The organism is Bradyrhizobium sp. Arg816 (assembly GCF_029989365.1).
Lineage (GTDB): Bacteria > Pseudomonadota > Alphaproteobacteria > Rhizobiales > Xanthobacteraceae > Bradyrhizobium.
This window is the reverse complement of sequence record NZ_JAPRAQ010000011.1, coordinates 252,468-278,041: the sequence shown is the minus strand read 5'-3', so window position 1 is coordinate 278,041 and position 25,574 is coordinate 252,468. Positions and strand designations below refer to the sequence as shown.

General features: G+C 64.5%; 24 protein-coding genes and 1 pseudogene. 12 read left to right on the top strand and 13 right to left on the bottom strand.

Translation table 11 applies throughout. From position 1 onward, the window contains the following. Nucleotides 1–120 precede the first annotated feature (120 nt). The 8 genes from OWC48_RS26710 to rpsT form a co-directional block, all read right to left on the bottom strand. A complete protein-coding gene (locus OWC48_RS26710) occupies nucleotides 121–2,661 on the bottom strand; it encodes an arylsulfatase (RefSeq protein WP_282522633.1) in 2,541 nt (846 codons plus the stop codon). Nucleotides 2,662–2,804: 143 nt separating this feature from the next. After that, entirely contained in the window at nucleotides 2,805–4,973 is a 2,169-nt protein-coding gene (locus OWC48_RS26705) for a hypothetical protein (protein WP_282522632.1), read from the bottom strand. A gap of 106 nt (nucleotides 4,974–5,079) precedes the next feature. After that, the gene (locus tag OWC48_RS26700; protein ID WP_282522631.1) at nucleotides 5,080–5,823 is read right to left on the bottom strand and encodes a hypothetical protein; all 744 of its coding nucleotides are present in this window, start codon (nucleotides 5,821–5,823) and stop codon (nucleotides 5,080–5,082) included. A 116-nt stretch (nucleotides 5,824–5,939) separates the two neighbouring features. Next, entirely contained in the window at nucleotides 5,940–7,076 is a 1,137-nt protein-coding gene (gene recF / locus OWC48_RS26695; RefSeq protein WP_282522648.1) for a DNA replication/repair protein RecF, read from the bottom strand. A gap of 163 nt (nucleotides 7,077–7,239) precedes the next feature. Beyond that, nucleotides 7,240–8,358: a DNA polymerase III subunit beta gene (gene dnaN, locus OWC48_RS26690; protein WP_282522630.1), complete on the bottom strand. Its 1,119-nt coding sequence runs from the start codon at nucleotides 8,356–8,358 to the stop codon at nucleotides 7,240–7,242. Nucleotides 8,359–8,362: 4 nt separating this feature from the next. Then, nucleotides 8,363–8,509, bottom strand: a complete 147-nt coding sequence (locus OWC48_RS26685) for a hypothetical protein (RefSeq protein WP_157791208.1) — start codon at nucleotides 8,507–8,509, stop codon at nucleotides 8,363–8,365. A 130-nt stretch (nucleotides 8,510–8,639) separates the two neighbouring features. Beyond that, entirely contained in the window at nucleotides 8,640–10,052 is a 1,413-nt protein-coding gene (gene dnaA / locus OWC48_RS26680; protein WP_282522629.1) for a chromosomal replication initiator protein DnaA, read from the bottom strand. Nucleotides 10,053–11,297: 1,245 nt separating this feature from the next. Continuing rightward, nucleotides 11,298–11,564 (bottom strand): 30S ribosomal protein S20, encoded by a 267-nt coding sequence (gene rpsT / locus OWC48_RS26675; protein WP_282522628.1) that lies wholly within the window; start codon nucleotides 11,562–11,564, stop codon nucleotides 11,298–11,300. 397 nt (nucleotides 11,565–11,961) lie between these two features. Between rpsT and OWC48_RS26670 the strand changes: the two genes are divergently transcribed. The 3 genes from OWC48_RS26670 to OWC48_RS26660 all read left to right on the top strand — a co-directional run bounded on the left by OWC48_RS26670 (nucleotide 11,962) and on the right by OWC48_RS26660 (nucleotide 14,102). After that, nucleotides 11,962–12,279: a hypothetical protein gene (locus tag OWC48_RS26670; RefSeq protein ID WP_282522627.1), complete on the top strand. Its 318-nt coding sequence runs from the start codon at nucleotides 11,962–11,964 to the stop codon at nucleotides 12,277–12,279. Nucleotides 12,280–12,447: 168 nt separating this feature from the next. Then, nucleotides 12,448–13,104, top strand: coding sequence for a peptide-methionine (S)-S-oxide reductase MsrA (msrA, locus tag OWC48_RS26665; protein WP_248880578.1), 657 nt, complete (start codon nucleotides 12,448–12,450; stop codon nucleotides 13,102–13,104). Nucleotides 13,105–13,355: 251 nt separating this feature from the next. Then, a complete protein-coding gene (locus tag OWC48_RS26660; protein WP_282522626.1) occupies nucleotides 13,356–14,102 on the top strand; it encodes a polysaccharide biosynthesis/export family protein in 747 nt (248 codons plus the stop codon). Between the two features lies 1 nt (nucleotide 14,103). On the opposite strand, the gene OWC48_RS26655 is transcribed toward OWC48_RS26660, so the two are convergent. The 4 genes from OWC48_RS26655 to OWC48_RS26640 form a co-directional block, all read right to left on the bottom strand. Beyond that, the gene (locus tag OWC48_RS26655; protein ID WP_282522625.1) at nucleotides 14,104–14,583 is read right to left on the bottom strand and encodes a hypothetical protein; all 480 of its coding nucleotides are present in this window, start codon (nucleotides 14,581–14,583) and stop codon (nucleotides 14,104–14,106) included. A 92-nt stretch (nucleotides 14,584–14,675) separates the two neighbouring features. Continuing rightward, the gene (locus tag OWC48_RS26650) at nucleotides 14,676–15,350 is read right to left on the bottom strand and encodes a dienelactone hydrolase family protein (protein ID WP_282522624.1); all 675 of its coding nucleotides are present in this window, start codon (nucleotides 15,348–15,350) and stop codon (nucleotides 14,676–14,678) included. A gap of 182 nt (nucleotides 15,351–15,532) precedes the next feature. Further along, nucleotides 15,533–15,868: a hypothetical protein gene (locus tag OWC48_RS26645; protein WP_282522623.1), complete on the bottom strand. Its 336-nt coding sequence runs from the start codon at nucleotides 15,866–15,868 to the stop codon at nucleotides 15,533–15,535. Between the two features lie 24 nt (nucleotides 15,869–15,892). Next, the gene (locus tag OWC48_RS26640) at nucleotides 15,893–16,657 is read right to left on the bottom strand and encodes an alpha/beta fold hydrolase (RefSeq protein ID WP_282522622.1); all 765 of its coding nucleotides are present in this window, start codon (nucleotides 16,655–16,657) and stop codon (nucleotides 15,893–15,895) included. Between the two features lie 312 nt (nucleotides 16,658–16,969). On the opposite strand from OWC48_RS26640, the gene OWC48_RS26635 reads away from it, so the two are divergent. The 3 genes from OWC48_RS26635 to OWC48_RS26625 all read left to right on the top strand — a co-directional run bounded on the left by OWC48_RS26635 (nucleotide 16,970) and on the right by OWC48_RS26625 (nucleotide 21,313). Next, nucleotides 16,970–17,461 carry a (2Fe-2S)-binding protein gene (locus tag OWC48_RS26635; RefSeq protein ID WP_282522621.1) on the top strand — a complete coding sequence of 164 codons (492 nt, stop codon included), beginning with the start codon at nucleotides 16,970–16,972 and terminating at the stop codon, nucleotides 17,459–17,461. Continuing rightward, on the top strand, nucleotides 17,458–19,740 hold the full coding sequence (locus tag OWC48_RS26630) for a molybdopterin cofactor-binding domain-containing protein (RefSeq protein ID WP_282522620.1): 2,283 nt from the start codon (nucleotides 17,458–17,460) through the stop codon (nucleotides 19,738–19,740). Before OWC48_RS26635 ends, OWC48_RS26630 begins: the two co-directional genes overlap by 4 nt. A 478-nt stretch (nucleotides 19,741–20,218) precedes the next feature. Further along, nucleotides 20,219–21,313 (top strand): HD-GYP domain-containing protein, encoded by a 1,095-nt coding sequence (locus OWC48_RS26625; RefSeq protein WP_282522619.1) that lies wholly within the window; start codon nucleotides 20,219–20,221, stop codon nucleotides 21,311–21,313. Nucleotides 21,314–21,474: 161 nt separating this feature from the next. On the opposite strand, the gene OWC48_RS26620 is transcribed toward OWC48_RS26625, so the two are convergent. Continuing rightward, nucleotides 21,475–21,885: a VOC family protein gene (locus tag OWC48_RS26620; protein WP_282522618.1), complete on the bottom strand. Its 411-nt coding sequence runs from the start codon at nucleotides 21,883–21,885 to the stop codon at nucleotides 21,475–21,477. A gap of 126 nt (nucleotides 21,886–22,011) precedes the next feature. Here OWC48_RS26620 and OWC48_RS26615 point away from each other — a divergent pair, with 126 nt between their 5' ends. The 6 genes and pseudogenes from OWC48_RS26615 to OWC48_RS26590 all read left to right on the top strand — a co-directional run bounded on the left by OWC48_RS26615 (nucleotide 22,012) and on the right by OWC48_RS26590 (nucleotide 25,450). After that, a complete protein-coding gene (locus OWC48_RS26615) occupies nucleotides 22,012–22,986 on the top strand; it encodes a tripartite tricarboxylate transporter substrate binding protein (protein ID WP_028151126.1) in 975 nt (324 codons plus the stop codon). A 149-nt stretch (nucleotides 22,987–23,135) separates the two neighbouring features. Further along, on the top strand, nucleotides 23,136–23,414 hold the full coding sequence (locus OWC48_RS26610; RefSeq protein WP_282522617.1) for a DUF3551 domain-containing protein: 279 nt from the start codon (nucleotides 23,136–23,138) through the stop codon (nucleotides 23,412–23,414). 112 nt (nucleotides 23,415–23,526) lie between these two features. Continuing rightward, nucleotides 23,527–23,790 carry a DUF3551 domain-containing protein gene (locus OWC48_RS26605; RefSeq protein WP_282522616.1) on the top strand — a complete coding sequence of 88 codons (264 nt, stop codon included), beginning with the start codon at nucleotides 23,527–23,529 and terminating at the stop codon, nucleotides 23,788–23,790. Nucleotides 23,791–23,890: 100 nt separating this feature from the next. After that, the gene (locus tag OWC48_RS26600) at nucleotides 23,891–24,355 is read left to right on the top strand and encodes a helix-turn-helix transcriptional regulator (RefSeq protein ID WP_282522615.1); all 465 of its coding nucleotides are present in this window, start codon (nucleotides 23,891–23,893) and stop codon (nucleotides 24,353–24,355) included. An 11-nt stretch (nucleotides 24,356–24,366) separates the two neighbouring features. Next, nucleotides 24,367–24,699, top strand: a pseudogene (locus OWC48_RS26595) (SRPBCC domain-containing protein); the annotation flags it as partial. 16 nt (nucleotides 24,700–24,715) lie between these two features. Then, nucleotides 24,716–25,450 (top strand): thioredoxin family protein, encoded by a 735-nt coding sequence (locus OWC48_RS26590; protein ID WP_282522614.1) that lies wholly within the window; start codon nucleotides 24,716–24,718, stop codon nucleotides 25,448–25,450. The last annotated feature ends 124 nt before the right edge of the window (nucleotides 25,451–25,574 follow it).

Sequence of the window (25,574 nt, the reverse complement as noted above, 5' to 3'; positions counted from 1 at the left end):
CTTCTATGCGCGATGATATTTCGCGCAGGCTTTCGAAGCGGATCCCGCCGAACGATTTCTTAGCGAAGAAGGATGAGACGTGGCGTTGGGGCCGACATGAATCGCCACGACTTGTCGCGCTCAGTCCCTCGCTCTTTCGAGTGCGTGCCGCATGAGCTTTTGGTCGTCGCTGGAGAGCTGCGTCGGTCCGAGCTTGAACGTCAGCTTGTCGATCTTGCCGTTGAACTGGAACGGCAGCTTGTAGCTGTCATCCACGCCCGTGCGGCTATCCACGCCGACGTCGAAGGTCTCGTCGATGGCCATCAGGAACGCAATCGAGTGCGGCATCGACTGGCGGGAAACCTCCTTGCCGTCCACCGACAGCACGCCGGTGCCGCCCTTGCCGAAGCCGGGCCCGTTATATTTGAAATCAAACACAAGGGTATGCTTGCCCGGCTTGAGCGCGGAGCCCAGCCAGTCGCGCGCGCCTACGCCCGCTTCCCAGCGGTATCGTTTCAAGTCCAGCATGTTGTAGACAAAGACCGGTTTGCCTTTCAGCAAATAGAGGCCGTAGCCGCTGAATCGGCCGCCGAGAGTCGCGATCATCCCTTCGGCGCCGCCCTGCGGGACGGTTATGTCGGCGGTGATCTTGTAGTCCTTGTTCATGATGCTGGGTGCGTTTTCGGCAGGGATGCCGGGGTTCGCGCCCTTGTATGTGAACTCAGTTCGTCCGGCGGTCGCGCTCGGCCGCGGCGTGGTGATGCGCGGGAGGACAGAATTGTCCAGCGGCAAGACCTGGTATTTTGCCGCCTCCGACAGGAACAACGCTTGCAACTCCTTGAGCTTGTCGGGATTCTTGGCTGCGAGGTCATTGGCCTGCGAGTAATCCTCGGCGATGTTGTAAAGCTCCCACTTGTATTCATTGATCTCCGGCAGCTTGGCTGTGCCCAGAAGCCACGGCGGCGCCGGCGGCGTTGTGCATGCATACCAACCATCGTGATAGATGCCGCGGTTCGCGAACATCTCGAAATATTGCGTGTCGCGCTTTGAGGGTGCATTGGCGTTGGCCTGGTCAAACGTATAGGCCATGCTCACTCCCTCGATGGGCTTTTGCTTGATGCCATTGACAGTGTCGGGAGCCTGAATGCCTGTGGCTTCAAGAATCGTCGGCACGATGTCGATGATGTGATGGAATTGGCTGCGGATGCCGCCAACGTCCTTGATGTGACCGGGCCATGAGATGGCCATGCCTTGCCGGGTGCCGCCGAAATGCGATGCCACCTGCTTGGTCCATTTGAACGGGGTGTCGAAGGCCCACGACCACGCCACCGACATATGCGGGTAGGTTTTGTCGGAGCCCCAATCCTCGTAATGCAGCATCAGCTCGACTTCAGGCAGCTTCAGAACGCCGTTGTAGGCGGTCATCTGGTTCGGGGTGCCCTCGAGCGTGCCTTCGGCGCTGGTGCCGTTGTCGCCGCTGATGTAGATGATCAGGGTGTTGTCGAGCTTGCCCATGTCTTCGACCGCTTTGATGACGCGGCCGATTTCATTGTCGGTATAGGCTGCGTAAGCGGCAAACACCTCGGCCTCCCGCGCGTACAGCTTCTTTTGGATCAATGAGAGCGAGTCCCACTTCGGCAAGGTATCAGGCCAGGCGGTGAGTTGGGTATTCACCGGGATGACCCCGAGTCGCTTCTGGTTGGCGAAGATCTGCTCGCGCAGCTTCTCCCAGCCCATGTCGAACTTGCCCTTGAACTTGTCGATCCATTCCTTTTTCGGCTGATGCGGCGAATGGGTGCCGCCGGGCACATAGTAGAGGAAGAACGGCTTGTCGGGTGCGGCCGCGTTCAGGCTGTTCATGTAGTTGATGGCTTCGTCCGCCATATCGGTAGTGAGGTTGTAGCCGGACTTGCCGATCCACGGAAAAATCTGGGTCGTGTTTTTATAAAGATAAGGCGTCCACTGGTCGGTCTCGCCGCCCATGAACCCGTAGAAGTATTGAAATCCCATTCCGACTGGCCACTGGTCGAATGGACCAGCCGCGCTGTAAAGATAGGTTGGGGTGTTATGGTTCTTGCCGAACCATGAGGTGGCAAAGCCGTTGTCCCGGAGGATAGTGCCGATCGTCGCACTCTCCGGGCCGATGACGGAATCGTAGCCCGGATAGCCGGTGGACATTTCCCCGATCACACCAAAGCCGACCGAATGGTGGTTGCGGCCGGTGATCAGCGCTGCGCGCGTCGGCGAGCACAACGCTGTCGAGTGAAACTGCGTATAGCGCAGACCCGTCTCGGCGATGCGATCCATGTTCGGGGTCGGGATCACCCCACCGAAGGTGCCGGTCACGCCATAACCCTGGTCGTCGGTCATGATCAGCAGCACGTTCGGCGCGCCTTTGGGCGGCACAACGGACGGTGGCCAGTATGGCTTGGAGTCCGTGGCATCTTCCTTGATCACGCCTTCGAACTTCGGAGGTTCAGGCGGAAGCTGCTTGCCATCGATGGTTGTCGTGGCGCTCGGCGAACCCGGCGTGCCGGTGGTTTGCTGCGCGAGGCTGGTCGTCTCCAGCGCGCACAGCAAAAAACCGACGGTCAGTGCGGTGCCGCAAAGCAGCAAGTTGCGGTGGTTTAGTAAGCGGCTTTCTGGCTTTGAGCTATCGTCAACGTGACGGGCACGGGTCATTGCAAGCTCCCTCTTGGAGACGTCAGAACCCTGTTGACGCCTATTCGGGAGGCAACGCCGCAACGCTCTGTTGATCTAGATCAAATTTCCGCCCACGGGTCCGAAACGCCGGCTGCGCGTGGGCGCACCTGCTTCGTCGCACCTCAATACATCTGCAGCGGAAGCACGTCGCCGCTTGGCCCCACCAGGAGGCCCCAGGCGTCGCCGGCGGCTACGGTCAGGGTCTCGTTGCGAGTGGGCTGCCCGGGCAGGCGCAGCGCGTACTGGTACTTGCCGGGCGGCAGGTCGAGCATCGGGCCTTTCGGCGATTGCGGGCCGCCGGCGCCGGCCGCGATCTTGATGGTCTGCTTGTTGATCGTCAGCGACGCCTCCTTCGGCCCGATATTGCCGAGCATCAGCCTCGCCTGTCCCGCCTTGGGCATGATGTCGGCCTTGGCCGCTGCCTGCGGATTCCGCTGCACCAGGCTGACCGTTGTCTCCTCCCTGGCGCGGCCGAGCTTCAGCATGGCCGGCCCCTCCGGCGAGGTGAACGCCAGCTCCGCCCGCTCGGCGGTAACCGGCGCGCCGTCAGTCTTTTCCTGCCAGCCGCGCTTGGCGAGCTCTGCGCGATAGAAGGCGAGGACATCCGAGAGCTCGGCCGGAATGCTGGCTTCGAGCTCCTTGCGGAACGACTGGTCGCTGCCGGGGAATTTCGTCGAGCTGATCCCGCTCGAGCTGCGCTGCGTCGGTACGGGCAGTGCGGAATCGGGATCGGGCTTCAGCGACTCGGTCGATTTGGCTTGGATCGGCTTTGCGTCTGCCGATTTGGCCTCAACCGGCTTCGCCGCAGCCACGATCAGGCCGGTGCCGTTGGCGCTGACATTCACCTTCGGGCCCATCTGCATCACGGTCATCGAGATCGACTTGCCGGCCTTGGAGAATTCCATCACCGCCATGTTGGGCTGGTTGATGACGGAAGGCTGCTCTTTCCAGCCCGCGTTCTTCAGCGCTGCGCGGTAGAAGCTGCCGAGCGCCTTCACGCTCGAGGTCGAAGAGAATTCGAGCCGGCCGTCGCCGCCTTCGAACGTCACGCCTTCGGCTGTCTCGGGCAGCGGCACCGGCGTCTTGCTGTCGGCGAGCGCATTGAGCGGTGCGTCGGAGAGTGCTGCCGCCTGCACCTTGCGCCGCGCCTCGTCGGCAGCGATGAGCTGCTTGGCCGCACCTAGCGCATCTCCAAGGAACTTCTCGTCGGCTTCCTTCTTCGCCTTGGCGCGGGCGGCGAGCGCGGATTCCTTCACCTGCGCAGTCACGCTGACCATGGTGAAATCATATTTGCGGCCGAGCCGCAGCACGCCGGTTTCATCAGTGTTGGAGATCTTGATCGCGACCTCGTCGCCGGGCGCGAGCGGCGCGCTGCCATCCTCCTGCCAGCCGCGCCCGGCGAGCTCGCGGTGATAGAACGCCAGCACGGCCGGCAGCTCGGCCATCACGGCGGCCGACATCTCGCGCTTGTTGGAGCTTGCGCTGCCGAGGCCCCTGGCCGATTTGGTTGGATTCGGCCGCGGCAGGCCGGCAAGATCGCTATCGGCCTTGAGCTCACCCGGCAATGCGAAGGGCGCGACGCGGATGTCCACATTGGTGCGGCCGTCGTCGCGGCGCGTCAGCGTCAGCATGACCGGCTTCTGCTGGTAGAAGCCGCCTTCCTTGCTGTCAGGGTGCGCGTAGAAGGCACGCAGGCCGTCGGGCAGGATTTCATCCAGGCTGGTTGTCCAGCGCGCGGCGGTTTCCGGCGTGAGTTTCTGCCAGCCGATCGCCGCCATCTCTCGGCCAAAGAAATCCGACGTCGCATCGAGCGTTTCAGGCGCGACGCAGCCGAGATAGGGCCTCGTCCCGTCAAACATGATGTCGCTCGCGCCATCAGGAAACGGCACGTTGCCGTAGATCCGGTCGGTCGCGTAATGGACCACGGATTGGTCGGGCCGGCCGAGAGCTTGCGTGAGGTAGACCGAAAGGCCCTGCCGTCCCTTCTTGAAATTCAGCGTGGAGCTCTTCTCTTCCAGCGGCCGCACGTAGGGTACCCAGCCGTCGGCGCCGAGGAGCTTCTTCACCGCCGGCGTTGTCACCGCTTCCGGCGTCGGCATGCGATATTCGACGCGGTCGGAATTGGGGCGGGACATGTCTTCCACCACGCCCTCGAGCCTCGGCAACGCGTAGACGTCGACGATACCCCCGTCAGCAGCGGCCGCGATCGAGCAACTCGCCATCAGGACAAGGCCGCAGGCAAGCAGCCGCCAGCGTGCCGGGACTTGCATCCCGCGCGGGGTCATCGACATCGTCACGTCTCCAGGATATCGCGCGCGGCTCGGGCGCGCGCATTTGCGGGCTGCGACACCGTCGGCGCGGCCTCAGACCAGAAGTCGCGGCAGAAACCCGGGAGGTTCAATACAGCAGGAGCGGCGACCATGCCTCTCCGTCACGCCCGACCGTAAGCTCCCAGGTATCGCCGGCAGCGAAGTTGAGGATGTTCGTCGTGGCCGGATGACCCGGGACGCTCACCTCGTAGGAATATCTGCCGGGCTGCAGATCCAGCGAAACCGCGTAGGCGCCGGCGGCGTGCTTGATGGTCCGGTCGTTGATCGTGAGCGTGGCTTCCGTTTCGCTGATATTGGAGAACACCAGCTTCGCCTGGCCGGGCTCGGGCATCACGTTCGCATTGGCCGCGACAGATGCATTCTTCTGCACGAGATTGACTGCGGTGCCGGCGTCCTTGCGGTCGAGCGCCAGCATGCCGGGTCCGAGCGGGGAGGCGAAGGCGAGCTTGACGTGATCGGCGGAGACCACCGCGCCATCGCGCTGCTCCTGCCAGCCGAGCTTGCTGAGCTCGGTGCGGTAGAAGGCGAGGACGTCGCCGAGCTCGGCGGGCACGGTGGCCTCCAGCCTGGTACGGAGCGGCGTTTCAACGCCCTTGACGACGGTGGTGTGCGTTCCTCGGTAGCTGTAACGGGTCGGCGCGGGCAGCTTGGCAGCGGGGTCCGGCGTGAGCCCCGACGCGAACAGCGGCGACAGATGCGGCACCCAGGCGCTGGCGCTTGCCGCGAGCATGCAGACCGCGAGCAAGAGGAGGCCGCACGCAAACGCCAGCCATCGAGCCGGGACTCGCGCCCCGGTCCTTACCGTCCGCATCTCATTCTCCAGGGAAGTCGCGCGTGTCATTGCGCGATGGCTGAGGCTGCGACGCGCATCGCCGCGGCCTCAAAAAGCTAGTCGCGAAGGGAAACGGTCGGGTTCAACGGCGGGGTCTATCGCCGGGCGGAGACACGTCCGCTCTCGACGTCAAAGACCTCGCCTCCAGCGCCGATCTCGGAGAAGGCGGCGGGATCGGCGCCGGTCAGCCACACCTGTGCGCCGAGCTTGCGCAGCTCCTCGAACAGCGCCGCGCGCCGGTTCGGATCGAGATGGGCTACGACCTCGTCGAGCAGCAGCAGCGGTACGATGCCGGTCATCTCGGCGACCAGGCTCGCATGCGCCAGCACGAGGCCAATCAGCAGCGCCTTCTGCTCGCCGGTCGAGGCATCGCGCGCCGGCATGCTCTTCGGCGCATAGATCACCTGGAGATCGGTGAGGTGCGGGCCGTCGGTGGTGCGGCCGGCGATGGCGTCGCGCGGGCGGTTGTCGCGCAGGATCTGGCGGTAGCGGTCCTCGACTGACGTCGCGGTCTCCTGGAGCAGCGCGTTCTCCATCCAGCCGTCCAGTGCGATTTGCGCGGACGGAAACGCGGATTCCTGCGCGCGGGCGTTGAGCATGCCGGTGAGCCGCGCTGCGGTCTGGCCGCGCGTTGCGGCGACCGCGACCGCAAGCTCCGCGGTCTCGCGCTCGATCGCATCACACCAATGGTCGTCGTAATTGCGCGTCTCGAGCAGGCGGTTGCGCGAGCGCAGGGAGCGTTCGAGCGCGGAGATGCGGCTCGAATGCTCGCTGTCGATCGCCAGCACCAGGCGGTCGAAGAAGCGCCGCCGTTCGGAGGCCGCGCCCATGAACAGCCCGTCCATCGCCGGCGTCAGCCATACCATGCGGATGTGGTCGCCGAAGGCGGTGGCCGAATTCACCGGCTCGCGGTCGATGCGGCAGCGCCGGCTGACTGCGGCGTCCGCGCGCGGCGCGTCGATGCCGGTGCCGAGCGTGGCGAGCCCCAGCGCGCCCTCGACCTGCGCGGACACGGCCCAGGAGCCGTCGCCCTGGTTGTCGGCGACATCTTCCAGCGTCGCGCGCCGCAAGCCGCGGCCCGGCGACAGGAACGAGATCGCCTCGATGCAATTGGTCTTGCCGGCCCCGTTCGGCCCGACCAGCGCCACCATGTCAGCCGCCGTCTCGAGCCCCGCCGCCCGGTAATTGCGAAAATGCGTCAGCGTCAGGCGTTGAATGCGGGAGGGGGTCATGGAAATCCGCTTTTCGTCATGCCCGGCCTTGCGCCGGGCATCCACGTTCTTGGCTCCAAAGACGTGGATGGCCGGGACATAGGCGAGCAAAGCGACGCCGTCCTTCGGACGGCTACGCCCGGCCATGACGGATGTAGTCGATACGAGGGAGTGCCGGTAGCCCTCACACCCGCATCGGCATCAGCACGTAGAGCGCGCTCTTGTCGTCCTTGTCCTGCACCAGCGTCGGCGAGCCGGGGTCGGCGAGCTTCAGCGTGGCGACGTCGCCTTCGATCTGGGCGGCGATGTCGAGGAGGTAGCGCGAGTTGAAGCCGATATCGAGGGCGTCGGAGGCGTATTCGACTTCGAGCTCTTCGGTCGCGCTGCCGGAATCCGGGTTGGTGACCGATAGCACCAGCTTGCCCGGCGACAGCGAGAGCTTCACGGCGCGGCCGCGCTCACTGGAGATGGTGGAGACGCGGTCGACCGCGTTCTCGAAATCCTTCTTGTCGACGACGAGTTCCTTGTCGTTGCCCTGCGGGATCACGCGGCCATAGTCGGGGAAGGTGCCGTCGATCAGCTTCGAGGTCAGCACCACATTGCCGATGGTGAAGCGGATCTTTGCCTGCGACAGCTCGATCGTGACTTCGGCCTCGTTGTCCTCGATCAGGCGCTGCACCTCGCCGACGGTTTTCCGCGGCACGATCACGCCGGGCATGCCGTCGGCGCCCTTGGGCTGGACCAGGTCGAGCTGGGCGAGCCGGTGGCCGTCGGTGGCTACGCCGCGCAGGGTGGCGGCCGTGGCCGTGCCCGCGGCGTGCAGATAGATGCCGTTGAGGTAATAGCGCGTCTCTTCGGTCGAGATCGCGAACTGGGTGCGGTCGATCAGCCGCTTGACGTCCTTGGCGGCGAGCGAGAACGAATGCGACATGTCGCCGGCGGCGAGATCCGGGAAATCATTCTCCGGCAGGGTCTGCAGCGTGAAGCGCGAGCGGCCGGCGCGGATCGCCAGCACGGCGCGGTCGCCGTCGGCCTCCAGCACGATCTGCGAGCCATCAGGCAGCTTGCGCACGATGTCGTAGAACATGTGCGCCGGCACGGTGGTGGAGCCCGCGGTCGCGGTTTCGGCCGGGAGCGTCTCCGTCACCTCGAGGTCGAGGTCGGTCGCCTTCAGCGACAATTTCCCGTTCTCGGCGCGCACCAGCACGTTGCCGAGGATCGGAATGGTGTTGCGGCGCTCGACCACGCGGTGGACATGACCCAGCGATTTCAGGAGTTGCGCGCGTTCGACCGTAACCTTCATTGCACTACTCGCCCGATCCCCAAGGAAACACAACGTTGGAAAAGCCGGGCGGCGGGACGCGCGCCACGGCATCGAAGACCCCGAAAAGCCGGATCATCCAGCCGATATGACCAAAGCCGTCAGGGTCGCGCAAGGTGGCGCGGAAAGCCATCCGTTTCAAGGGATTGGGGGGTGGTTCCCCACGATTTACAGCGCAAAAGGAGGGCGGCCGTCCCGGCAAACGAACGCCGCCGCCCAGGCATGGGCCGGGGCGGCGGGAGAATGGCAGGAGCCTTAGGCGTTTATTCCTGAAGCTGGCGCTTCAGCGACTCGACTTCCTCGGACAGCGCCGTGTCCTTGTTGACCAGCGCCTCGATCTTGCGCACGGCGTGCAGCACCGTGGTGTGGTCGCGCCCGCCGAAGCGGCGGCCGATCTCGGGCAGCGAGCGCAGGGTCAGCGTCTTGGCGAGATACATCGCCACCTGGCGCGGACGGACCACGTTGGCGGTGCGGCGCGAGGACAGGAGGTCGGAGCGGCTGACATTATACTGCCGCGCCACCACGCGCTGGATGTCCTCGATCTTGATCCGCTTCGGCTCCTGCGGCCGGACCAGATCGCGCACCTCGCGCTCGGCCATCTCCAGCGTCACCGGCTGGTTGTTCAGCTTCGAGTGCGCGAGAAGCCGGTTGATCGCGCCTTCGAGGTCGCGGCCGTTATGGGTGATGGTGCGCGCCAGATAGAGCAGCACCTCCTCCGGCACGTCGAAGGTGGCGTGATGGGCGCGGGCCGCCGCGACGCGCGACTTCAGGATGCCATGCCGCAGCTCTTCGCCGAGCGAGCCCATCTCGACCACGAGACCGCCGGCGAGGCGCGAGCGCACGCGATCATCGAGGCTTTCGAGGTCCGACGGCGGACGGTCGGCCGCGATCACGACCTGGCGGCCGGCATCGATCAGCGCGTTCAGCGTGTGACAGAACTCGGCCTGGGTCGACTTGCCCTGCAGGAACTGGAGGTCGTCGATCACGAGCACGTCGATGCCGCGCAGCGCTTCCTTGAAGGCGAGCGCCGTCTGCGTCTTCAGCGCAGCGACGAAGCCGTACATGAATTTTTCGGCCGTGAGATACAGCACCTTGCGCTCGTTGCCGGAATTGCCGGCCCAGGTCACGGCCTGGAGCAGATGCGTCTTGCCGAGGCCAACGCCCGCATGGATGTAGAGCGGGTTGAACATGACGGGATCGCCGCGACGCCCTTCGGCGACCTGACGAGCCGCCGCATGCGCCAGCGTGTTGGAGCGGCCGACGACGAAGCTTGCAAAGGTCAGGCGCGGATCGAGCGGCGAGCCACCGAGCGCGTCGTGGTTTGCGGAGACCGGCGCAGTCGCGGTCGAGCGCAGTTCCGGTGCGGGTACGCGGCGTGTTTCGACCGGCGCAGGCGCTTCCTTCTGCTGCACGACCGGGCGCACCGCGGAGCGAACGGTGAGATCGATGCGATGAACTTCCGGCGCCTCGGCCTGCCAGCACGACAGCACGCGCTCGGCATAATGCGCCTGAATCCAGCTCTTCAGGAAGCGGGTCGGCACCGAGAGCCGCACGCTCTCCTCCTGCACGCCTTCCAGATCCATGCGGGCGAACCAGCTCGTATAGACGTCTTCGCCTACGTTCGAGCGCAGTCGGCTCTTCACGCGTGACCAGCGATCCTGTTCCGATGTGTTCATCGTCAAAAAACTTCTATTGAGAGATAAAGTTGCGTTGTGAATGCCATGAAGGGGTCCTGCCAGGATCCCTCAAAGGGCACGACCTCAAGCGATTCCATCGTCGGACACAGCTCCGCCGTTCGGCGCGAACGCCGCGGGTCGGACTGGCGATGTCAGAGATGGAGGGGTCGCGAGGTCAGCGCGTACTCGGCGCTCCGTCACACGCGGGAGGCTGGAGATTGGGCTGATCTAAACCGGCATCGTTGGAATAGGCGACTTGTTTCAATACCGCGTTGAGTCCGTAAGACATGATACCCTCCCCGTCCTGCCGTGATTGCTCACGGCAAGGTCCTGCGTGTCCTGAAGACAACTGCGACTGAAGTCGCCGATGTCCTGCCCGTCTGCACTGTTCGTCCGCTCGGCTACGCCATCACGTGTGTCGCGGTAGTTTCATGACATCTCTCGTTTGCGTCTGGCGCGAGCGGGATCGAAGATCCCGCTTGGAGACATTCAGACAAAGAGCTACCGTTCCCATATTGCTATGGGTTTTAAACCGACAATCGCTTGTTGAAGCGTCGCCAACGTGCACACCGCCGCCGATTTGCACGCTCGCCCCGTTTCTAAAACCGCGCTGGTCTTTAGATCGTGGGCGCTGCGGACGACTTAAGGAATACACTATGCGGAAAGACTCGCAACGAAATTGATTCACACTTGAGGCGACTAAAAACTTGACCAGCGTTAACGCCGCGCGGGAGTTGTGCACAGGCTTGCGAGCAAGAGTTTGAATCCGTGCACAGATTCGAAGGCGCCGCGCGTCATGTGACAAATCTCCGTCACCGCCAAAAATTTTTTACAAAAGCGTCACGCGCACGCCTTGCGGGCAATTTTTCCAAATGCTTGTCGGCGCTATGTCGATAAGTGATTATTGAGACACCGCTTTTTGAGTCTCGTTTCGCAGGGTAACTCCACGCGCAACCTGTTCCGGGAAAACTACGGTGTGCAGAACGCTCGCACGCGCGGATTCAACTTAAGCCCGCCCCGCAGGGGTTTTTCGCAGCGCAGTGAAAGTTTCCGCTGTTGCAAAAACATCGGCTGGTAAAATTACGGGCGCAGCATAGCGAAGGCGTCGCTACTCTTCCAACGGAAGCGTCGTCGCCCAACGACCGCGAGCGCGAATTGTGACAGGCAACAAAGAGCCCGGCGGAAGCCGGGCTGATTGACGAGCGCGATGCCGCTCCGATCAGTCGATCGGATGACTCGACGAACTTACTTCGCGAGCTTGGCGATCTGCGCGGTGAGCCGGGAGACTTTGCGGCTCGCGTTGTTCTTGTGAACGATGTTGCGCTGCGCGGCCTGCATCAGCGCGGGCTCGGCGTTCGCCATCGCCTTCAGCGCGGCGGCGCGATCGCCGGTCGCGATGGCTTCTTCGACGGTACGCACGGCACCGCGCATCTGGGTGCGGCGCGACTTGTTGACGGCGGTGCGGCGGGCGATCTTGCGCGTCGCTTTCTTGGCGGAAGTGGTATTGGCCATGGTCTCAATATCCTTTGCGGTACCGGTCGCGTCTTGGTCGGGTAGCGCCGGCTGCTTGACCGCTTAATCGACGCTCGGATTTAGGGTGTTCGGTTGCTGGGCTGTTCCCGGAACATGAGCGACGGCCTTGCGGTCGTCTCTGAGGCTCCAAGCCTTTAAGCTCAGGGAGCCTGCAACTGCTCAAAGAACAGCGGCGGCAGGATTGCGCCCACCGCCAGTTGGCGCCCTTATAGAGGGGGTCTGCGGCACCGTCAACGCTTTCCGGGGCTGGAAAACAGGCCCTGGGAGCTCCAGCGCGCGCCGTAACGCCCTGATGAGGTTGAATTTCTCCCGTCGCCCGGCTATTGGCTGGCGGCATTGCAGAGGTCGTCCGGTCGGACGACCATATAGGTGAGGCATGATCCGCGGCTTTTTCCGACTGATTGGGCTGTTGCTGCTGGCCGGCGGGTTCATCTTCATGGTCTATGACGGCGCCCGCTGGGTGGCCGACCAGACCCTGCGGTTCACCCGGTTCGGCCAGTTCTGGAACGACATCAACCAGGCCAGCCAGACCGCGTTCCGGACCTGGGTCGAGGCCAAGGCGCCCTGGCTCTGGACCTCGGTGATCCGCCTGGTGCTGGATCAGCCGGTTTTCGCCGTGCTCGGCATTGTGGGCATCCTGCTGATGATCCTGTTCCGCCCGCGGAAACCCTTGATCGGATATTCCCGGGATTGATCTTTCAATTCCCGCCGAGACTGAACCTCGCGTTGACGGCAGCCGTAACAGGGCTGCCCCCTCCTGCGTAGATACCTATATTCCCACCTTGATCGCGAGCACGCCGCCTGAGCCCTTGGCTTGTTGCATTGGCTCAAGCGACGGACAGCTCGTCTCGGAGAGCCAATCATGCTGTTCATGCGCAAGACCACCGCACTGCCGAGCGCCACGGAAGCGCTGCCGGGCCGTGCGCAAGCCATTCCCACCGCGACCACCCATTTCGTCAACGGCGCGAAGTTGCAGCCGCCTTATCCCGCGGGCCTCGAGCAGGCCGTGTTCGGGCTCGGATGCTTCTGGGGCGCCGAGCGCAAATTCTGGGAGCTCGGCGACGGTGTTTACGCGACCGCTGTCGGCTATGCCGGCGGCCACACGCCGAACCCGACCTATGAAGAGACCTGTTCGGGGCGCACCGGCCACACCGAAGTGGTGCTGGTCGTGTTCGATCCGAAGAAGATCTCTTACGAGAAGCTCCTGAAGACGTTCTGGGAGAGCCACAACCCGACGCAGGGCATGCGCCAGGGCAACGACGTCGGCACGCAGTACCGAAGCGCGATCTACACTTATTCAGATGCGCAGAAGAAAGCGGCCGATGAATCGAAGGCGCTCTATCAGAAGGCGCTTGCTGCAAAAGGTCTCGGTGCCATCACCACCGAGATCGCGCCTGCCGGCGCGTTCTATTTCGCCGAGGACTACCATCAGCAATATCTGGCGAAGAACCCCGCCGGCTATTGCGGCCTCGGTGGCACCGGCGTGTCCTGCCCGATCGGCGTGGGTGTGAGCGCGTAAGCTAGTGCTTACCCTCCCCTGGAGGGGGAGGGTCGGCTCACATTGAGCGCAGCGAAAATGTGAGACGGGGTGGGGTGAAGGTCTCTCCACGTCCACACTGCCCGAGCGGAGAGATCTCCCCACCCCGCTCGCGCTTCGCGCGATCGACCCTCCCCCTCCAGGGGAGGGTGCGACCGTCCTACCCCCCTCAACGCTTTGTTAACCATAACCGGTGCATCACTGGAGCCGTCTCGTTTCGAGGGATAGGTCCGGTGCCGGTTGCACGCGCGTTTCGATGGTCGATCCTGACAGCCTCCTTGGCAGCGTCCGCCGCGCTTGCCCTCGGCGGCTGCATGCAGACCGCCGGTCCCGTCGCGGTCATGCAGCCACGTGCCGATCTCGACTCCATGGCCTATGGCCAGCCCTATGGCGCACCGCAGCCGGTCGTCGTCGCCGACGGTGGCGGCGCCATCGGCGCGTTGCGCAATTCCTTTGCCGCGTCGCCTGCGCCCATGCCGGTCGGCTACGCCGCGCCGATGGCGGCGCCGGTGCGCTACGACTCCTCCTATCATCTCGATGCCGGCGACAGGCTGCGCGTCGTGGTCTACGGCCAGGAAGGCCTCACCAACAGCTACGCCATCGATGCCGGCGGTTCGATCACCATGCCGCTGATCGGCGGGGTGCCGGCCCGCGGCCGCACCCCGGCGGGTCTCGCCGGTGAAATCGCCGCGCGCCTGCGCAACGGTTACATCCGCGAGCCCTCGGTCGCGGTCGAGATCGAAGCCTACCGCCCGTTCTTCATCCTCGGCGAAGTCACCGCGCCCGGCCAATATCCCTATGTGCCGAACATGACCGTCGAAAGCGCGGTCGCGATCGCCGGCGGCTTCTCGCCCCGCGCCAAGCGCGACGTGGTCACCGTCACGCACACCGAAGCCGGCGGCGCGATGCGCGCCATCGTCCCGCTCGGCACCCCCTTGAGCCCCGGCGACACCGTGTTCGTCGGCGAGCGCTGGTTCTAGCTCACCGCCTGAAATCCAGCCGTCCGTTCGGAAAGCATCCGTCGATGCGCGCGCCATCGACCACGAGCCCGACCCATGGCCGCGTGATCGCAGGCGTGGTCAGGTTGATGTACTTTCCGACCAGACGCGCGCCCTCGCGCGCAGCATCGATCAGGCCGTGGCGACGGCCATGGTCCCAGTCGAAACGCAGATAGATCCGGCTCCCCGTGGCGCGGATTTCCGCGCACCCGTCTTTCCATCTGTCCGGCGTATCGCCCGCGATGGTCGGATCGGCGCCGCCATTCCAGCGGCTAGCCCAGATGCCTTCGAGCGGATCGGAGAGGGCGGCAATGGATGTCCATGCCGCCGCGTTGATGTCGGCCGCATCGCCCGCCAGCGTGGCGGTCGCGGCGTAGTCCATGACTTCAGAATCGTCCGGGCCCGGGACGTCCATGGTTCCGAACGGATTGCGGATGACGAGGTGCGTGATGGCTTGCTGCATGGCGATCTCCCGGCGTGCGTTGGCTTGATCGGCCAGCTCTATCGCCGGGTGCCGTGATGCAGCCACCCGATTCCTGCTTTGATTGGCGCGCGCTACTTCGTCAGATGCTTCGCGAAAAACGCCAGGCTGCGCGGCCAGGCGACATCCGAGCTCGCCTTGTCGTAGCTCGGCCGCTCGTCGCAATGGAAGCCGTGCTGGGCGCCTGGATAGATGAAGACCTCCACATCCGGCCGCTTCACCTTGACGGTCTCGACGTCGGTCAGGGGAATGCCGGCATCCTTCTCGCCGAAATGCAGTTGCGTCGGCGCCTTCGGTTTCTCGTCGGCGAAGCGCACCACGGCGCCGCCGTAATAGCCAATCGCGGCCTTCAGGCCCGACAGCCGCGTCGCCGCGACAAAGGCGACGCTGCCGCCCAGGCAAAAGCCGATGATGCCGACCGGCCCGACGCTCTTCACCGCGTCGATCGCGGCCTGGGTGTCGCGCAGCATCGCGTCCCAGTCGGGACTGGCGACGAACTTGCGCGCCTCGGCGATCTCATCGGGCGTATAGCCCGACTGGAAGTTCGGCGAGGTCCGGTCGAAGATCGACGGCGCGATCGCGACATAGCCTTCCTTGGCGAGGCGGTCGCAGACCGAACGGATGTGGTGATTGACCCCGAAGATCTCCTGGATCACCACCACCGCGCCCTTCGGGGCGCCTGAGGGATCAGCGCGATAGGCGCCGAGCTGGAAATTGTCGGAAGCCGTCAGCTTGATGTCTTGTCCCACGCGGGTTGTCCTTCTTGGTTGTCGATCCGAAATTTCAGCTCTCTGCCCTCATCCTGAGGAGCGCTCCAACCGAGCGCGTCTCGAAGGATAGAGGCCCGTGACGCATCAGCGGGGCCTTCATCCTTCGAGACGCTTGCTTTGCAAGCTCCTCAGGATGAGGGGAAGCGGTTGTGCGGCCGCACTCACTCCCACATCCAGTTCTCGCCGTAGTCTTCCTTCCATCCCGCCAGCCGTCCGTGACGGAACTGCAGGAACAGGCGGTGGCGGTAGGGGATCAGTCCGCTGCCGCCGAGGTTGCGAAGCGCGAGATAGATCTCGTTGCCGGGCCGCCCGCGCACATATTGCAGCGGCTGCCCCAGTGCCCGCGCGGTCTGCCCGGCATCCATGCCGAAGGCGAGCGGCGTGTTGTTCGACAAGGTCGCAACGAAGGGCCGGCGCGGCGGCGTGCCGCCGAACGGCTCGGCCTGCGCAGACATCGATAGCAGCACCGCGCTCGCAGCCAGTATCGCTTGCTTCATTGCCAGTGTCCCTGTCCGACCGTCCTATCCCGGCAAGTTCTTCAGGAAAGGCATCACCGCGTCAATAAAAGCCTTGGGCTGATCGATGTTGACGGCGTGACCGGCGGCGGGAATCACGACCTTTTGTGCGCCGGGGATCTTTGCGGCCATGTAGTCGGACGCGGCGAGGAACGGCGCGTCGTCGGCACCCACCACGATCAGGCAGGGCACCTTGATGTCGGGGAGCAGCTCGATCACGCGGGCGTCGCGCTGGGTCAGCATGCCGCGTGCGGCGAGCGCCAATCCCCTGGCGTTGCGATGGCTCGCGGTGGCGCGCTCGCGTGTCGCCGACTTCAGCATGTCGAGACCTTCATGGTCGAGCTTGTCGGCGGTCGCAAGCGCCCGCGCATTCCAGGCCTCGCGCGCGTCGTCCTTCTTGAAGCCGGGGCCGGTGTCGATGATCAGCAGGGCACGGGCGCGTTGCGGGTAAGCGCGATAGAACGCGAGCGACATGTAGCCCCCAAGCGAGAGCCCGCCGATGATGGCGCGCTCGGCGCCGACCGCATCGAGGATCGCGGCCATGTCTCCGACGGTGAGCGCTTCGCCATAGGCATGGGGATCGTCGGGATAGTCGGACTGGCCGTGGCCGCGCATGTCCCACAGGATGAGCTTGTGGTCCTTCGCGAGCGCGTCGACCTGGCCATGCCACATCGCCGAGGTCGAGGAATAGCCGTGGGTGAGCAACAGCGGCGGACCCTCGCCATGAACTTCGTAGTAGATCCCGACGCCGTCCCGATCGATCCTTGGCATGTCTCCCCCTCTTTATACTGTTTGTTGTTTTCGCGTCGATCCTAGCCCGACGGGTTACCTGGAAGAAACTGTCTGAACGCGATGGCACGCGTGTGCGACGCGCTGTCTGTTGCGTCCAGTCGCTGCATCAACGCCGCTGTCGCAGCGCACAACGAGCGAGTGCCGCGATAGTTTCGATCGATTCCAAATTGCATTTGCCTCTGGCTGCGAACCCGATCATTCTCGCGATCAAGGTGGGCGCCAGTCCGGTGGGCGTCCACTGTTCAAGTTGCCGCCGTAAGCGGCTTCATGCACCGGCAGGGGAAGACGCCTATGCCAACTCTCACCATCAACGGGCGGAGTCTGTCCGTGGATGCGGCGAACGACACGCCGCTCCTCTGGGCGATCCGCGAGCAATTGCAGATGACCGGCACCAAGTTCGGCTGCGGTGCCGGGCTGTGCGGTGCCTGTACCGTGCACGTCAACGGCGAAGCCGTGCGCTCGTGCCAGACCATGGTCGGCGATGTCGCCGGCAAGAAGATCACCACCATCGAAGGCCTCTCCGCCAAGGGCGATCATCCGCTGCAGAAGGCGTGGATCGCCGAGCAGGTGCCGCAATGCGGCTACTGCCAGTCCGGGCAGATCATGCAGGCGGCCTCGCTGCTGGGCAAGAATGCCAATCCGACCAAGGAGGAGGTCGTGGCGCATATGGACGGCAATCTCTGCCGTTGCATGACCTATTCGCGGATCCAGAAGGCGATCATGCGCGCCGCTACCGAGATGCGCACCGCATCCGTCTCCGGCAACGAACGGAGGCCCACATGAATAAGCACGTGAACACCATCACAGCCGAGACGGCCGATCTCAGCCGCCGCTCCTTCCTGGTCGGCACGGCAGCGACCGGCCTCGTGCTCGGCTATGCCGGCGTGCCCGGCATCGGTGAGGCGCTTGCTGCGCCTTCAAACTTCGAGCCGAGCGTCTGGTACGCGATCGCACCCGATGGCCTGGTCACCGTGACCTGCGGCAAGGCCGACATGGGCCAGCACATCGCCTCCACCATGGCCCAGATCGTCTGCGAGGAATTGGGCGCGAAGTGGAGCGACATGCGCGTCGCGCTCGCCTCCAACGATCCGAAGTTCAACGACCCCGTGCTGGGTGCGCAGATCACCGGCGGTAGCTGGTCGACCATGATGAACTTCGACGCGATGAGCCGGGCCGGCGCAGCCGGACGGACGGCATTGACGGAAGGCGCGGCGGCCGCGATGGGCGTGCCGGCGTCGGAGCTCGTGGTGCGCGATTCCGTGATCTCGCATCCGAAGTCGAAGAAGCAGATGTCGTTCGCCGACGTCGTGAAGAGCGGCAAGGCGACCAAGACCTTCACGCCGGACGAGCTGAAGGCGATCAAGCTGAAGACGCCGGACCAATACACCATGATCGGCGTGTCGGTGCCGCAGCTCGACATCCCCTCCAAGACCAATGGCACGGCCAAGTACGGCATCGACGTGATGCTGCCGGGCATGGTCTATGGCGCGGTGGTGACGCCGCCGGTGCGCTTCGGCGCCACGGTGAAGTCGGTCGACGACTCGGCTGCGAAGAAGGTGCCGGGCTTCATCAAGGCCGTCACCCTCGACGACAAGACCGGCACGACAACCGGCTGGGTCGTCGCGGTCGCCAGCACCTATGCCAATGCCAAGAAGGCGGCCGCGGCGCTGAAGATCGCCTATGACGGCGGTCCGAACGCGAAGGTCTCGAGCGAGTCGCTGCTCGACGAAGCCAAGCGGCTTCAGAAGCTCGAGGATTCCGGCCAGTTCTTCGTCAAGGACGGCGATCCCAACGCGGCGTTCGGTTCGGCCGCAAAAGTGCTGGAGGCGGAGTACACCACCAGTATCAACATCCACGCGCCGATGGAGCCGATGAACGCTACCGCGGAGTTCAAGGGCGACATACTGCACATCTATTCCGGCAACCAGTTCGCGACGCGCTCCGGCGCGATTGCGGCAGGCGCCGCCGGGATCGATCCGAAGTTCGTGGTGATGCACCAGATGTGGCTCGGCGGCGGTTTTGGCCGCAGGCTCGATGCCGACATGATGGTGCCGGCGGTGCAGGCGGCGAAGGCCATCGGCAAGCCGGTGAAGGTGATCTACACGCGCGAGAACGACATGACGATGGATTTCTCGCGTCCGCTCACCTACCAGAAGGTCAAGGCCGGCGTGGATGGCGACGGCAAGCTCGTCGCGCTCAGCCACGACGTCGTCTCGGCCTGGCCGACCGCGCGCTGGGGCATCCCCGACTTCCTGACGCCCTCGGTCGACAAGAAGGGCCCGCTCGATTCCTTCACGGTGAACGGGGCCGACTTCTTCTACACCGTGCCCAACCATTATGTGCGCGCGATCAAGAACGAGCTCGCTCACAATGCGACGCCGTCCGGGCAGCTTCGCTCGGTGGCGCCCGGCTGGACCTTCTGGGCGGTCGAAAGCATGATCGACGAGATCGCGGCTGCGACCGGCAAGGATCCGGCGCAATTCCGCATCGCGCTGCTCGACGGCAAGGGCAAGAACGACGGCGGCGCGCAGCGGCTGCGCAACACGCTGCTCGCCGCGATGGGGCTGTCCGGCTACGGCACCAAGCAATTGCCGAAAGGCGAGGGCATGGGCGTGGCCTGCGTCTCCTCGCAGGAACGCGCGACCGCGAGCTGGACGGCGTGCGTCGCCCATGTCGCGGTGGCGCCGTCGGGCGAGGTGACCGTGAAGAAGCTCACGGTCGCAACCGACGTCGGCACGCAGGTGCATCCCGACAACATCCGTGCCCAGGTCGAGGGTGCGGCGCTGTGGGGACTGTCGCTGGCGATGTATGAGAAGGCGACGCTCAAGGACGGTGGCATCGAACAGACCAACTTCGACAGCTACACGCCCTTGCGCATGAGCCAGATGCCCGAGGTCGCGATCGCCGTGATCGCCAATGGCGAAAAAGCCACCGGCGTCGGCGAGCCCGCGGTGACGGTCATCGCCCCGGCAATCGGCAACGCCATCTTCAACGCCTCAGGCGCCCGCATTCGGGCCCTGCCGATCACGGCCGAGGCCGTGAAGGCGGGCATGAAGGCGTAAGGCGAGGCGTAATTGCCAAGTAAGCTGATCCGCCGGAAGGCAACTTCCGGCGGATTTGTTTTGGTAGGCGTCTCCACAATCTCGCTGTCATGCCCCGCGAAAGCGGGGCATCCAGTACGCCGCGGCCTCTCGGCTCCGGCCGCGCCGCCTCGGCGTACTGGGTCGCCCGGTCCCGGCTCCGCCAATGGCTTTGCCGGGCTCTCGGTGTTGGGCCGGCGTAGCTTTTAGCGAAGACGGCAAGCCGGGCGACGACAGCGGAGAGTGGGCGAGAGCGCCCCAAATTCTCCTTTCCCATCAAGGCCCCGTCTACTGTGCATGGGGTTGTTTTCGCTGTTTGCGATTGGAATCGTGCCGGAACCCAAAATCCCTAAAATTGCGCGCAATTCCGCAGGGTTCCATTGAGCACGCCTCTTAAGGGCCGGAGAACCTGATCCGGCTTAGGCTGACGCCAAATAAACTCCCGTGCTCTGGGGAAGCCATGAACGCGCCAGCCAAATCCGCCGCCAAACGCCGGCTCTTGCTCGCTTCCGACCGGAGCGACGAGAGCACCGAGCTTGCCAGCATCCTGAAGGCCGTGGGCGACGTTTCGACGGTGACGACGCAGGACATTCCCGAGCAGCCGTCGCGCGATCTGTCCGGTCTCGTGGTCGACATCAATCTGCGTTCGCCCGAGAGCGTGCAGCGGGTCCGCAACAAGCTGCGCGGCGACGCCTATCGCACGATGCCGCGGCTGTTCGTGCTCGCCGATGCCCTGCATCACGGCACCATGCAGGCCTGGGCGCTGGGCGCCACCGACACGATCTCACGGCCGCTCCGGCCCGAGGACATCCTGCAACGCATCCGCGCCGCGTTCCCCGACACCGCCACCTATGACGCAACCGATCGCGGCAAGACGCTCAACCGCGGCGTCGAGGCGGCGCATGCGGTGCTGGCGAAGATGTTCGAGAAGCTGCCGCTCGGCGTGCCCCTGACCTTCGACGACGTCATCGCCGCCGAGAGCAAGATCCTGAAGGCGATCAAGCACTCCTCGCTGCGCGAATGGCTCACCACCGTCGGCTGCCATCATGTCGGCAGCTACCGCCACTGCCTGTTCGTCACCGGCTTCGCCGTTGCCTTCGCGCAGCATCTCGGCATGCGCGAGGACGACCAGCGTCGCCTGACCCGCGCCGCGCTGTTGCACGATGTCGGCAAGGCCTTCGTTCCTTCCGCGCTGCTCGACAAGCCGGGCAAGCTCACCGACGAGGAGATGGCCGAGGTGCGCCAGCATCCGCGCCGCGGCTATGACGCGCTCGCGGAGCAGGGCGGCTTCCCGCCGGAGATGCTCGACGTCGTGCTGCATCACCACGAATTCCTCGACGGCTCTGGCTATCCGAACGGCCTGTCGTCGAACCAGATCAGCGACATCGTGCGGGTCACGACGATCGTCGACATCTACGCCGCACTGGTGGAGAAGCGCGCCTACCGCATGCCCTTCACCCACTCGCGCGCCTTCACGATGATGGAAGGCATGGGCGGCAAGCTGGATCAGCAACTGCTGCAGGCGTTCCGCCCGGTGGCGCTGGGATCGTTTTGAGCGAGATGCCGTAGGGTGGGCAAAGGCGCGCCCTTCGCGCGCCGTGCCCACCATCTTCGGTTTGTTGAAGTGGCATGAATTCTCCCGTGCAGGCCAGCATCTTGATGGCGGCTGCTTTGGGATGATCGCGTCCTCCCGCCATCGGTTGGCGCCGGAGAGCCTCAATCCTCGTACGACGAAATCTCGATCAGGCTGCCATCGGGATCCCGGCAATAGACCGAGCGCAGCGTGCCGCGGGCGCCCTGCTTGGGAACCGGGCCTTCCTCGATCGCGACGCCATGTGCCTTCAAATGCGCCACCACCTCGTCGGGCGCGGCAGAGGTGAGGAAGCACAGATCCTCGCTGCCGGCGGTCTGATGGTCCGCGGTGAACCACTCCACCTTGTCGGCATCGCGCGGCCGGACGTTGATCTTCTGGTTACCGAATTGCAACGAAGTCCGCGGCGCTTTGCCGCCGCCGGGGTCGAACACCATGACTTCCATGCCGAGAATCTTGCGGTACCACTCGGAGGTCACTGCGACGTCGGCGACGTTGATGACGAGATGATCGAGGGCTTCGACCTTGACCGGCATGCCTTATCCTTTCGTCGTGATGCGCCGGGCGCACTTTGCGCCTGCGGCAAGCTTTGTTACAACCGCGTCGACGCCACTTTGAAGCCATCTGGCTTTCAAGAACAACACGTTGGGAGAACCCTTGAGATGATCACTCGCCGTACCGCGCTGGGCCTGCTGGCAGCCAGTCCGCTTGCAGCCACCCCGCTGTCGAAGGCCCTTGCCGCCGACTATCCGGCCCGGCCCGTGAAATGGGTGGTCGGCTATCCGCCGGGCGGCGCCACCGACATCCTGGCGCGGCTGATCGGTCAGCGGCTGTCGGAGCGGCTCGGCCAGCAATTCGTGATCGAGAACAAGCCGGGCGCCGGCAACAATATCGGCACCGAATCGGTCGTCAATGCCGAGCCCGACGGCTACACGCTGCAGCTGGTCAATCCGGCCAACTTCATCAACGCTTCGCTCTACGCCAACCTCAAATTCAACTTCGTGCGCGACATCGCGCCGGTCGCCTCGTTCCAGCGGGTGCCGAACGTGATGACCGTCAACAAGGACGTTCCGGCCAAGAACGTCGCCGAATTCATCGAATACGTGAAGGCCAATCCGGGCAAGGTGAACATGGCTTCGTCCGGCAACGGCACCTCGGTGCATCTATCCGGCGAGATGTTCATGGCGATGACCGGCTGCAAGATGCAGCACGTGCCCTATCGCGGCGCGGCGCCGGCGATCACCGACATGCTCGGCGGCCAGGTGCAGGTGATCTTCGACAACATGCCCTCGATCATCCAGCACATCCGCTCCGGCTCGCTTCGCGCGATCGGCGTCACCACCACGGAGCGCTCGCCGCAGCTGCCCGACGTGCAGGCGATCGCCGAGACCGTGAAGGACTACGAGGCCAGCGCGCTGTTCGGCATGGGCGCGCCGAAGAACACGCCCAAGGAGATCATCGCCAAGCTCAACAATGAGATCAATACGCTCATGAAGGAGCCTGACATGACCAAGCGCCTGGTCGAACTCGGCGGCGAGCCGCGGGTGCAGACGCCGGAGGCGTTCGGCGAGGAGATCAAGGCCGAGACCGAGAAGTGGAAGAAGGTCGTCGAGTTCGCCGGCCTGAAGGTCGAGTAGCGATCTTGTGATCCCTGAGATTGGAGCCCTGCCGCCTGGCAGGGTTTTTTTCTTGCGTACTTCGTTCCGTTGATCCGGAATAAAATGGCGCGGCGAAACCTGATGATACATGGCGCGTATCTCGCGCTGTGAAGAGAGGAGTCTGGAACATGCGCAAGACGCAATTGGCGCTGCTGACGCTGGGCGCGACGGTCCTTGCCGGCTTCGTCACCATCACGCCCGCGGCGGCCCGCGACTATCCCTGGTGCGCCCAGGGCGGCGAGTATGACTATCCCGGCGAATGTGCCTACAGCACCTATGAACAATGCCAGGCCAGCGTCTCCGGCCGCTTGCTGTACTGCGGGCCCAATCCAATGGTGGCCTATGGTCAGGCGCCGCAGCCGCAACCTCGGCCGCACCGTCGCGCGCGTCCCATTGCACCGTACTAGCCGCGCATTGCGCAGCCGCGTATTTTTGCGCGACCGCTCCGGAATAAACCGGCTCCGCAAGCCTTTCCCTCTGTGAGGTCGCATGTCGCGCGGCGAACATGGGAGATCGATCATGTGCAAGGCGCAATTTGTGCTGGGCACCATAGTCCTTGTGTGGCTCGCTGGCGGGAGCCCGGCGCGCGCGGACTATGATTACGCGTGGTGCATTCAGAACTCGGAATACGGCTATCCCGGCGACTGTTCCTATCAGACCCGCGAGCAGTGTCTGCTGAGCGCGTCGGGCCGCAAGGGCTATTGCGCACAAAATCCTGCCTACATGGTCGCACGGCCGCCGCTTCAGCCGTCACTACGCGCTCGGCGCGTTCCGCCATACTAGTCGCGCCTCACACTAAGCACTGCCTGATCACGCAGTCGTGCAGATCCGGACGCGCGGGTTCCTGCTTGACGCCTTCTCGTTCACGTCTATACTAAACCAAATGGTTAAGTATAGAGACGAGACGCTCGACCGGACCTTTGCGGCGCTGTCCGATCCGACGCGGCGTGCCCTTCTCGCGCGGCTCGGCGAGCGGGACGGCCTGTCGGTGAGCGAGCTGGCCGCGCCGTTTCCGGTCTCGCTGCCGGCGATCATGAAGCATCTCGACGTGCTCACGGATGCGGGCCTGATCGTGCGGGAGAAGACCGGACGCACGGTGTCCTGCCGGCTCACCGCACAGCCGATGGAGCAGGCGATGAACTGGCTCAATCGCTACGCGCAATTCTGGTCCGAGAAGTTCGATCGCCTCGCCGCCTTCGTGGAGGACAAGACATGGCCAACGCAGCCGTCAACGCCGATCCCCGCACAGCCGAATATCCAAGCGAGCGTCCCAGCCTCACGCTCACGCGCCGGCTCCGCGCAAGGCCGGAAAAAGTCTACGCCGCCTGGACGCAAGCCGCGCAGCTAGTCCAGTGGTTCGGGCCGCCGAACATGAAGCCGGCGACGCTGGACGCCGAGCTCGATGTCCGTACCGGCGGCCGCTACCGCATCAGCTTCACCGGTGACGACGGCGAATATTTCGAGGCCGGCGGCATCTATCGCGAGGTCGTGCCGAACGAGCGGCTGGTATTCACCTGGGCCTGGCATTCGACGCCGGAGCGCGAATCGCTGGTGACGATCACGCTGAAGCCGGATAGCGCCGGCACGCTGATGATCTTCCATCACGCCCAGTTCTTCGACGAGACCGCACGCGACAATCACCAGCGCGGCTGGAGCGCGTCCCTCGACAAGCTCGACGCCTTCGTCGCCTGACACCATGGAGGATACCGTGCAGCAACATCAGATCGTCTCGCGCGAGCAATGGATCGCCGCCCGCAAGGCCCACCTGGCGCATGAGAAGGAGCTCAGCCAGGCCCGCGAACGCCTCGCCGAGCAGCGCCGCGCGCTGCCCTGGGTGAAGGTCGACAAGAACTATGTGTTCGACGGATCGAACGGCAAGGTGACGCTCGGCGATCTCTTCGGGGGCCGCCCGCAGCTCGTGGTGCAGCATGTGATGTTCGCACCCGACTGGGAGGCCGCGTGCAAGAGCTGCTCGTTCTGGGCCGACGGTCTCGATCGCATGGTGCCGCACCTCGCCGCGCGCGACACCTCCACGGTTGCGATCTCGCTCGCACCTAGCGCCAAGCTCGAGGCCTTCAAGAAGCGGATGGGCTGGACCTTCGACTGGGTCTCGTCAGGGAGCAACGACTTCAACCACGACTACGAGGTCTCGTTCACGCGCGAGCAGATCGACAAGGGCGTGCCGAAATACAATTTCGGCACCACGCCGTTCTACGGTCCGGAGCTGCCCGGTATCAGCGTGTTCTACCGCAACGAGGCCGGCGAGATCTTCCATACCTATTCATGCTTCGCGCGCGGTCTCGACATGATGAACGCGGCCTATCAATATCTCGACCTCACCCCGCTCGGTCGTCACGAGGACGGCCTGCCCTATCCGATGGACTGGGTCCGCCTGCGCGACCAGTACGAGCCGCAGGCGAAGGGGGCGTGCTGCCACGGGTGAGTTGTCATTGACGGTGTCATCGCCCGGCTTGACCGGGCGATCCAGTACCCCGAGACGGGAGTGCCTGAATCGAGAGGCCGCGGCGTACTGGATTCCCCGCTTGCCGCCTACGCTAGAGCTTCGG

Coding starts and splice junctions, on each gene's coding strand:
- OWC48_RS26710 (WP_282522633.1), bottom strand. CDS start 2,661: ATGACCCGTGCCCGTCACGTTGACGATAGCTCAAAGCCAGAAAGCCGC.
- OWC48_RS26705 (WP_282522632.1), bottom strand. CDS start 4,973: ATGTCGATGACCCCGCGCGGGATGCAAGTCCCGGCACGCTGGCGGCTG.
- OWC48_RS26700 (WP_282522631.1), bottom strand. CDS start 5,823: ATGCGGACGGTAAGGACCGGGGCGCGAGTCCCGGCTCGATGGCTGGCG.
- recF (WP_282522648.1), bottom strand. CDS start 7,076: ATGACCCCCTCCCGCATTCAACGCCTGACGCTGACGCATTTTCGCAAT.
- dnaN (WP_282522630.1), bottom strand. CDS start 8,358: ATGAAGGTTACGGTCGAACGCGCGCAACTCCTGAAATCGCTGGGTCAT.
- OWC48_RS26685 (WP_157791208.1), bottom strand. CDS start 8,509: ATGGCTTTCCGCGCCACCTTGCGCGACCCTGACGGCTTTGGTCATATC.
- dnaA (WP_282522629.1), bottom strand. CDS start 10,052: ATGAACACATCGGAACAGGATCGCTGGTCACGCGTGAAGAGCCGACTG.
- rpsT (WP_282522628.1), bottom strand. CDS start 11,564: ATGGCCAATACCACTTCCGCCAAGAAAGCGACGCGCAAGATCGCCCGC.
- OWC48_RS26670 (WP_282522627.1), top strand. CDS start 11,962: ATGATCCGCGGCTTTTTCCGACTGATTGGGCTGTTGCTGCTGGCCGGC.
- msrA (WP_248880578.1), top strand. CDS start 12,448: ATGCTGTTCATGCGCAAGACCACCGCACTGCCGAGCGCCACGGAAGCG.
- OWC48_RS26655 (WP_282522625.1), bottom strand. CDS start 14,583: ATGCAGCAAGCCATCACGCACCTCGTCATCCGCAATCCGTTCGGAACC.
- OWC48_RS26645 (WP_282522623.1), bottom strand. CDS start 15,868: ATGAAGCAAGCGATACTGGCTGCGAGCGCGGTGCTGCTATCGATGTCT.
- OWC48_RS26640 (WP_282522622.1), bottom strand. CDS start 16,657: ATGCCAAGGATCGATCGGGACGGCGTCGGGATCTACTACGAAGTTCAT.
- OWC48_RS26635 (WP_282522621.1), top strand. CDS start 16,970: ATGCCAACTCTCACCATCAACGGGCGGAGTCTGTCCGTGGATGCGGCG.
- OWC48_RS26630 (WP_282522620.1), top strand. CDS start 17,458: ATGAATAAGCACGTGAACACCATCACAGCCGAGACGGCCGATCTCAGC.
- OWC48_RS26625 (WP_282522619.1), top strand. CDS start 20,219: ATGAACGCGCCAGCCAAATCCGCCGCCAAACGCCGGCTCTTGCTCGCT.
- OWC48_RS26620 (WP_282522618.1), bottom strand. CDS start 21,885: ATGCCGGTCAAGGTCGAAGCCCTCGATCATCTCGTCATCAACGTCGCC.
- OWC48_RS26615 (WP_028151126.1), top strand. CDS start 22,012: ATGATCACTCGCCGTACCGCGCTGGGCCTGCTGGCAGCCAGTCCGCTT.
- OWC48_RS26610 (WP_282522617.1), top strand. CDS start 23,136: ATGCGCAAGACGCAATTGGCGCTGCTGACGCTGGGCGCGACGGTCCTT.
- OWC48_RS26605 (WP_282522616.1), top strand. CDS start 23,527: ATGTGCAAGGCGCAATTTGTGCTGGGCACCATAGTCCTTGTGTGGCTC.
- OWC48_RS26600 (WP_282522615.1), top strand. CDS start 23,891: ATGGTTAAGTATAGAGACGAGACGCTCGACCGGACCTTTGCGGCGCTG.